Origin of the sequence: Vibrio anguillarum (genome assembly GCF_001989995.2) — a bacterium.
GTDB classification, from domain to species: Bacteria; Pseudomonadota; Gammaproteobacteria; order Enterobacterales; family Vibrionaceae; genus Vibrio; species Vibrio anguillarum.
This window is the reverse complement of record NZ_JAHGUP010000199.1, coordinates 1-2,557: the sequence shown is the minus strand read 5'-3', so window position 1 is coordinate 2,557 and position 2,557 is coordinate 1. Positions and strand designations below refer to the sequence as shown.

Annotated in this window: 5 protein-coding genes; 4 read left to right on the top strand and 1 reads right to left on the bottom strand. The window is 38.0% G+C overall.

Annotation, left to right across the window (positions count from 1 at the left end; translation table 11 throughout):
- Nucleotides 1-81 precede the first annotated feature (81 nt).
- Nucleotides 82-240, bottom strand: coding sequence for a hypothetical protein (locus tag PL85_RS18440; protein ID WP_160117742.1), 159 nt, complete (start codon nt 238-240; stop codon nt 82-84).
- Between the two features lie 130 nt (nt 241-370).
- Between PL85_RS18440 and PL85_RS18435 the strand changes: the two genes are divergently transcribed.
- From PL85_RS18435 to PL85_RS18420, 4 genes are read left to right on the top strand one after another with little or no spacing between them, the layout of a single operon-like run.
- Nucleotides 371-1,669 (top strand): phage/plasmid replication protein, II/X family, encoded by a 1,299-nt coding sequence (locus PL85_RS18435; protein WP_115339764.1) that lies wholly within the window; start codon nt 371-373, stop codon nt 1,667-1,669.
- A gap of 12 nt (nt 1,670-1,681) precedes the next feature.
- Nucleotides 1,682-1,957, top strand: a complete 276-nt coding sequence (locus tag PL85_RS18430) for a single-stranded DNA-binding protein (protein ID WP_019281835.1) — start codon at nt 1,682-1,684, stop codon at nt 1,955-1,957.
- Nucleotides 1,958-1,959: 2 nt separating this feature from the next.
- A complete protein-coding gene (locus PL85_RS18425) occupies nt 1,960-2,190 on the top strand; it encodes a hypothetical protein (RefSeq protein ID WP_174223832.1) in 231 nt (76 codons plus the stop codon).
- 29 nt (nt 2,191-2,219) lie between these two features.
- Nucleotides 2,220-2,438 carry a hypothetical protein gene (locus PL85_RS18420; RefSeq protein WP_088733365.1) on the top strand — a complete coding sequence of 73 codons (219 nt, stop codon included), beginning with the start codon at nt 2,220-2,222 and terminating at the stop codon, nt 2,436-2,438.
- Nucleotides 2,439-2,557: the final 119 nt, after the last annotated feature.

Sequence of the window (2,557 nt, the reverse complement as noted above, 5' to 3'; positions counted from 1 at the left end):
GAGGAAGGAGAAAGCAGGGCGAGTACACTATCTTTAATAGTGTACTCTTGTGCGAATATCGCATTAATTCACCTTTACTTTTTACTTAACGTCTTCTTCCTTAAGCTCTTTGAGGCTTTTGTCAATAAGGGCTTTAAGCACTTCTGGGACTGATACTGGCTTTGTCTTTTTTATTGTTATATCCACTGCTTTTTTTTCCAGCTCTCTCCATCTTTTATCGTCAATTCTTACTGTCGGCATTTCATTACTCATTTTGTGATTGATATTGCAACATTGTAGTTAAGTCACAATGTTATTTGTATCCTTTCTTGATATGTCACATGTGACATAGTATAAGTGCCTCATTAAAATCACTTGTGACATTGTTACCATGATAGATAGACTTAAAATCTCTGTTCCTTTTAAGCGTGAATTTGTCACTAACACTCGCATGTCAAAAACTGGTGAATGTGTGGAGTTTGTTGACATCATGGAATGTTCTAGGCGTGGAATTACTCTTGAAGCAAAGCAAGTTCATTACAAGGGTGGTGCACTTGATAACAAATATGAAGTAGCAGACTTACGTCATCCTTACGAATCCTTGGAGACTAGCTTTACTGGTATGGCTCTTAAAATTTTTCAAGGCACTGTTTTTCGCTCACCTTGTATTGAGTTGAAATGCTCACCTGCCAAAATCATTCAAGGCCATAACGTTTTCGGCTCTACTTCTATCGCTTTGGGTGCAGATGAAATGCTTGCTGCTTTCGTTAATGTTTATCCTGACGTTTTCGATATGCTCGATACTGCCAATGCAACGCTTGATACGATTGATGCAACTTATTCAGCTCGACTTAATAACGAACTTCAGTGCAAGCAAGTTATCCAGTGTTTGAAAAACGTATCCAACAATCAAATGAGAAAAAGCGTAAGGAACGAGCACGAAACAACGTGTTATTTCACGCAAGGTTCTAGACATTGTGATCGTAAGGTCTATTTGAAATATCCCGAATTCAATTCTCAACTTTCTAACTTGCGCGCATCTCAAGCTAAGGGAACAACTCAATATGACCGTGTTATTGATGTCATGTCAGACCCGCGTTTGATTAATTTCGCTCGCAATCTTGCACGTTTTGAAGCTGGTGCTCATCGTCGTTATCTTGATGCAATGGGTATCCCTAAAAATTTATATCAAGCAATTAAATATCAACATGATTACGAAAAAGACGGTAAATCACTAATTAAAGACATATGGCTAAAAGCATTTTCACCATTACTTCACGCTCTGGAGGGTCAAAGAATGAATATATTTAATGATGATGAGATTCATAACAAACTTAAATCACTGTACATGCGCACCACTCCAAAGGGCAATGTTACCTTTTCTAAAGCTGATAGAATTTTCCGTTTTTATCGTTCTTTAATTTCTGATGGTTATGAATCTGTTAAGCAATCATATTCAGCACCTCGTACTTTTTATGATCATCTTAATGAGCTTTTAGCGGCTGGTTTTAGCAAGGCACAAATTCAAAACTTACAAGGGCAGGGTAAAGATAATGTAATTCCTCTCTTGCAAGTAATTAACGTTGATTTTGATAATCAGCGTCCTGACTGGTATGTCGAGCCTCAAGTCGGCGAATTAAGTAGAAAGTATGGTTTTGATACTGCGAATGTAATTAGACTAATAGCGTAAGGATAAATAGACATGATTAAGAATGATTTAATTATTGAGATATTCAAAGAAAATGAATCTTTAGATATTCGTGAGGGTGAAAAAAATGGCAAGCCTTGGAAGCAAATTTCACAAATCGGTTATGCTCATTTGGGCGGTAAATTCCCACTTGAATGCAAGGTAAAAATTCAAGATGGTCAACCTGCTTATGTTGCTGGTAAATATCGTTTATCTGTTAATTCCTTTACGGTCGGTCGCTATGGTGATATTGAAATTGGCCGTGAAATGATTCTTTTACCTTTGGATTAGTCATGTCTAACTGCGTAATACAATACAACGGCTATTTAATGCTTGCCCCGCAAGGGTTTGATTGTACTTACGTCATATTAACGCCTAGTGAGTTGGAACAATTACAAAGCAATTCACTGGGTTCGTTAAGTATCGACCCTCAATTATATACTGACGTGACAGGTTATATATTATTGTCCTTTGTGTCGGGTCATATTTTGGGTCGTATTTTAAAAGTCCTCGGTCGAGGTTAATCATTAACTTAGTAAAGAGAGTAAATACTATGAAATTTATCAACGTCATGAAAAAACATGCTGCAACTATCGCAACTGGCGTAACTGCTGCCGTAGCTTCTTCAAGCTCATTTGCTATTACCGTTCCTGAAGCTATTGATGCTGCGGTTACTGCTGGCCAATCAAACTACACTTTAGTCGTTGTTGGTCTAATCGTAATGGCGGCTACTGGTTTTGGCTTAAACATGATCATAAAGGCAATGCACTAATATGGTAGACCTCGTTTCGGACGTCATCACTATTCTTATTGCTCTTTCAACTGGTGGGGCGTTCGTTTACGGGGTCTACACTGGTGTCAACGCCTCTTAGGGGGCGTTTTTTCTTACTT

What these genes read in the sequence shown, in the direction of transcription:
- PL85_RS18440 (WP_160117742.1), bottom strand. Translation starts at nt 240, where the DNA reads ATGCCGACAGTAAGAATTGACGATAAAAGATGGAGAGAGCTGGAAAAA.
- PL85_RS18435 (WP_115339764.1), top strand. Translation starts at nt 371, where the DNA reads ATGATAGATAGACTTAAAATCTCTGTTCCTTTTAAGCGTGAATTTGTC.
- PL85_RS18430 (WP_019281835.1), top strand. Translation starts at nt 1,682, where the DNA reads ATGATTAAGAATGATTTAATTATTGAGATATTCAAAGAAAATGAATCT.
- PL85_RS18425 (WP_174223832.1), top strand. Translation starts at nt 1,960, where the DNA reads ATGTCTAACTGCGTAATACAATACAACGGCTATTTAATGCTTGCCCCG.
- PL85_RS18420 (WP_088733365.1), top strand. Translation starts at nt 2,220, where the DNA reads ATGAAATTTATCAACGTCATGAAAAAACATGCTGCAACTATCGCAACT.